6 protein-coding genes are annotated in these 4,061 nt (G+C 70.6%); 5 read left to right on the top strand and 1 reads right to left on the bottom strand.

The annotated features are described in order from the left end of the window. Nucleotides 1–173 precede the first annotated feature (173 nt). Nucleotides 174–584, top strand: a complete 411-nt coding sequence (locus tag MF672_RS51055) for a hypothetical protein (RefSeq protein WP_242372822.1) — start codon at nt 174–176, stop codon at nt 582–584. Here MF672_RS51055 and MF672_RS51050 read toward each other — a convergent pair. Continuing rightward, nucleotides 574–1,188 carry a hypothetical protein gene (locus MF672_RS51050; RefSeq protein ID WP_242372824.1) on the bottom strand — a complete coding sequence of 205 codons (615 nt, stop codon included), beginning with the start codon at nt 1,186–1,188 and terminating at the stop codon, nt 574–576. The genes MF672_RS51055 and MF672_RS51050 overlap by 11 nt on opposite strands. A 187-nt stretch (nt 1,189–1,375) precedes the next feature. Between MF672_RS51050 and MF672_RS51045 the strand changes: the two genes are divergently transcribed. The 4 genes from MF672_RS51045 to MF672_RS51030 all read left to right on the top strand — a co-directional run. Next, nucleotides 1,376–1,897, top strand: a complete 522-nt coding sequence (locus tag MF672_RS51045) for a hypothetical protein (protein ID WP_247815865.1) — start codon at nt 1,376–1,378, stop codon at nt 1,895–1,897. Continuing rightward, a complete protein-coding gene (locus tag MF672_RS51040; protein ID WP_247815864.1) occupies nt 1,894–2,088 on the top strand; it encodes a hypothetical protein in 195 nt (64 codons plus the stop codon). Before MF672_RS51045 ends, MF672_RS51040 begins: the two co-directional genes overlap by 4 nt. After that, nucleotides 2,085–2,246: a hypothetical protein gene (locus tag MF672_RS51035; RefSeq protein ID WP_242372818.1), complete on the top strand. Its 162-nt coding sequence runs from the start codon at nt 2,085–2,087 to the stop codon at nt 2,244–2,246. Before MF672_RS51040 ends, MF672_RS51035 begins: the two co-directional genes overlap by 4 nt. 207 nt (nt 2,247–2,453) lie before the next feature. Next, nucleotides 2,454–4,061: 2'-5' RNA ligase family protein (locus tag MF672_RS51030; protein WP_247815863.1), on the top strand; the 1,608-nt coding region annotated here is incomplete at its 3' end.

Here is a 4,061-nt window from a genome sequence, read left to right as displayed (position 1 = left end):
GACAAGACCGAGATCCCCGTCCAGGACGAGGAGAACCCTCCCCCGCCCCCGTCGATCATGCCGGACTCGACCGCGCCGTCCGCGATGCCGAACGAGCTCAAACACGTCGCGGTGCTCACGGCGGAGCAGATCCGGGCGGGCCTGGACATCATCGCCGAGGTGAAGGGATGGTCATGATGAAGGTGATAGGGCGGCTGGCCAGCCGCCGGCGCACGGTCGGCCGGCTGGCCGCGCAGCTCGACCAGGCCCGCCTGGAGGCGCAGGACGCCCGCGCGGTCGCCGAGAGAGCGGAGGAGACCGTGCGGGCGGCGCTGGCCGAGCGGGACGCCGCCTACGAGAACGTGCGCCGGCTCACGGTACGGCTGGCCGCCGTTGACGGCGACCGGCTCCGGGGCGAGAACGCCGACCTGCGCGCGGAGGTGGCGCTGCTGCGCGCGGCCCGGCCGGGCCCGACGCGGGAGGAGTACCTGCGCGAGCGGGAGACCAGCGGCCGGCTCGCCGACCAGCTCCGGCAGACCGAACTGCGGTTGCAGGCGGCGGTGGAGGAACTGGAGGCGGGCCGCGCGGCGCAGGTCAGTGTGTGACGCCGAGGTCGTCCAGCGCGGTCAGGACCCGGCGTAGCCCCTGCCCGCCGGACCGTTCAGGGATGGGCCACTCCACGGCCTGCCCGTCCGGCGAGGTGTAGACGAGCGCCCCGCCTCGCGATGGCGCGTCGAACGTGATCACGTACTTCTGGTAGCGGCCAGCGCGGATGTCCTGCTTGGCGTTGGGTTCGTTGACGCGGCCGACCCAGGGGGGTGACGCCCCGGACGCTGGGTTGACGCTCTCCCCGTCGTCGGACAGCAGCGTGAACCCGAACCCGGTGGCGGGCGGCGGCAGATGGTCCGCGCTGCCGCTGGCGGCGACTTTGACCGCGACCGCGGTGAACACCTCGTTGTTCGGCTTGCCCAGGGTCTCGTGCCCCTTGTGGTAGTAGACGCCGAGCGGGGTGATCTGTAACGGCTGCCCTCGCTCCCCCTTCCCGTCGCCGGGCTGCCCCCACTCCAGGGCGGCCGGCGGGGTTTGCGTTTCGGCGGTCGACGTCGTGCCGGCGGCTGCCGTGCCGTCGCCGGTGCGGCCGGGGGCGGTGGAACATCCGGTGATGATCAGCGCCGCTGCGGCCAGCAGCGCCAGGTAAGGCCCGCGCATGGTTCCCCCTTGGGTGGGATCGCTCCAAGTCCCCCGACCAGCAGAGAGAGCACCCTACACGCGGCCGGGGGACGTAAGCGGGCGAATCGCCTACCGTCGCGCGTTGATCACGGGGCGTCCCGGTGCTGACCGGGCGCGTGCGGATCACTTCCGAACGCAATCCAAATCAGCACGGGGGATCAGGCAGATGACTGCCACCAATTCGCGTGTCCGCGAACTCAAGCAGGCGCTGGCGACCAAGGCGAACGCGATCAACGAGGTCGCCGCCTCCTTCAAGGAGGAGGAGCCGGGCAAGTGGGTGATCGACCCGGCCCAGCACAAGAGCTACCTGGGCATGATCGACGAGGCCAACCAGATCCGCGACCTCCTCAACGCCGAAGAGAACCGCGCCGGCCTCAACGACTACCTGAACGCGCCGGCCGGTCAGCCGGTCGCCGGGGTGCTGGCCGCGCAGCAGGCAGGCCCGCAGTACAAGAGCCTGTCGGGCGCGTTCCTGGACTCCGACCTGTACAAGAAGATGCGCGAGGGCGGCTTCAACGACCCGCGCGGCATGGTCAAGTTCGATCAGGGCCTGTACGCGTTCGACGCCATGTCCACCAAGGACATCTTCACCATGTCCGGCGGTACGCACACCAGCAGGAAGCGCTCATCCGCGAGCGTGACGCCTGGCGAGGGCCGAGGGATGATCCCCGCTACGAGCGGATCGTGAGCGAGATCGCCGCCGCCGAGCAGATTCTGCAGCGGTGGCAGCGGTTCGAGTTCGGCGACCCGGGATTTCCCACCGCGCGCGAGATCAGCCAGACTGGACGCAGGCCCGGGGAGAATATCCGAGACCACACCTGGATCGGTGCTCGGGCCATGCGAGGCTCAGACTGGGAGGGGGTCAAGTGGCTCCGATGATCGTCGGCCGTGACGCTGACAAGGTCTACAACGACATGCACCGGAAGTGGGCGCTGGATCACCCTGGTGTTGACCCGGCCGAGGATGCCGAGTTTCTGCGGGCGTTCCGGCTCGCGGTCGGCCAGGACCCGGAGACGGGCCTGTACCCGCCAGCGTAGAGCAGGGAGTCGAAGCAGCAGGAGGGGGCGTGCCTTACGGCACGCCCCCTCCTTTGTTCTGGCTGCGGCTACTTACCTGCGGGGACCGCGATGGTGACCTCCTGAAAGGTGTCAACGGGAGGGATCTTGTAGGCGCCGCTGCCGCAGGACGTAAGTGGTATAACCTGCCATCCTCCCGCTCGATCACCGCATCGGGGGGAGACCGCTGTGACCGTGACCTTGCCCGTCAGGGTGGAGCTGGAACGCAAGGGGTCGGCGTCGACGTCCGGCGCGATTCTCACCGGCGACGAGGGCGTCGTGGAAGCGCTGGTATCGATCACCGGCGTGACCGACAACGTCGGGGACCTGATCGTGCCCGGCTCGTACAAGCGGACGCTCGCCGAGCGCAAGCCCAAAGGCATCTTCTCGCACGACACGAAGGTGTGGACGGCGCGCACGGAGGCCATCGAGGAGCTGCTGCCGGGCGACCCGCGCCTGCCGAAGACGACGAAGGACGGCAAGCCGTGGCCGCGCGAGGCCGGCGCGCTGTGGGTGAAGTGCCGCTTCAACCTCGCCAGTGATGACGGCCGCAACGCCTACGAGACCGTCCGCTTCTTCAGCGAAACCGACGAGTGCGAGTGGTCAATCGGCTACACGGTGCCGAAGGGCGGCGCCAAGAGCCGGGGCGGAGTCCGCTACATCACCGACCTGGACCTGTGGGAATACTCCCCCGTGCTGTTCGGCGCGGCCAGCATGTCGGCCACCCTGTCCGTGAAGGCCAACCAGCCCGCCGACGTCGACGTGCCGGAGGAGGACAGCGACGGCGGGCAGGTGGGCGACGAGTGGGACGACCTGCTCACCTCCGACCCCGGCTCTGACGACGACACCGGCGTTGACCTGGTGGGGATGGACAAGGGGGCGATGCTCGCCCTCGCGGTGCCCGCCGACGCGGCCGCCGAGCTCGCCGTCCCGGACGGCCTCGACGCCGATGATCTGCACGTGACGCTCGTCTACCTGGGCAAGAACGTCCCGGCCGAGACGTGGGCCAAGGCCGTCGACGTGGCCCGCCAGGTCGCCGCCGACCAGCATCCGCTCGCCGGGCAGGTCGGCGGGATCGGCGCGTTCCCCGAAGGGGAGGACGGCGTGCCGCTGTTCGTTCCCGTCGACGTGCCCGGCCTGGAGGTGCTGCGGCAGCGGCTCGCCGCCGCGCTGGACGCCGCCGGCGTCGAGTACAACGCCGAGCACGGCTACACGCCGCACGTCACCCTCAAGTACGTCGAGGCGGGCGAGCCGCTGCCGGATCCGGCGGTCCCGGTGCCGGTGGCGTTCGACGCGCTGGTGGCCGCCGTCGATGACGAGCCGACCGCGATCCCGTTCGGGCAGCCAGAGGGCGCGGCCGAGACGAAGGGCACGCCGCTGGTGCTGCCGCTGTCGTTCGAGGAGACCCGCGAGGAGATCCGGGCCGCCGTCGCCGGCTGGCTGGACAGGCAGGCCGTCAAGGCGCACGTGGCGGTGGAGGCGACGTTCGGCGACCAGGCCATCGTGACCGTGGTCCGCGACGATGACATCGCGCTCGCCTACCAGGTGCCGTACACGGTGAAGGCGGGCGCCGTGCAGGTCGGAGAGCCGGCCATCGTGGCGGTGGACCGGGCGGGCGAGGTGGACGAGCACGCGGCCGTCACGGCGGTGGAGGACGCCGTGCACGGGCTCAAGCAGACCGGCGGCTGGGAGACCAAGGCCGGGCGCGTGCTGTCGGATGCGAACGCCAAGAGGCTGCGGACAGCGCTCGGCATCCTGCGGGAGGTCCTCGCCGCGGCCGGGATCCCGGTCGACCAC

Source organism: Actinomadura luzonensis (assembly GCF_022664455.2).
Lineage (GTDB): Bacteria > Actinomycetota > Actinomycetes > Streptosporangiales > Streptosporangiaceae > Nonomuraea > Nonomuraea luzonensis.
This window is presented reverse-complemented; position numbering and strand designations above follow the sequence as displayed.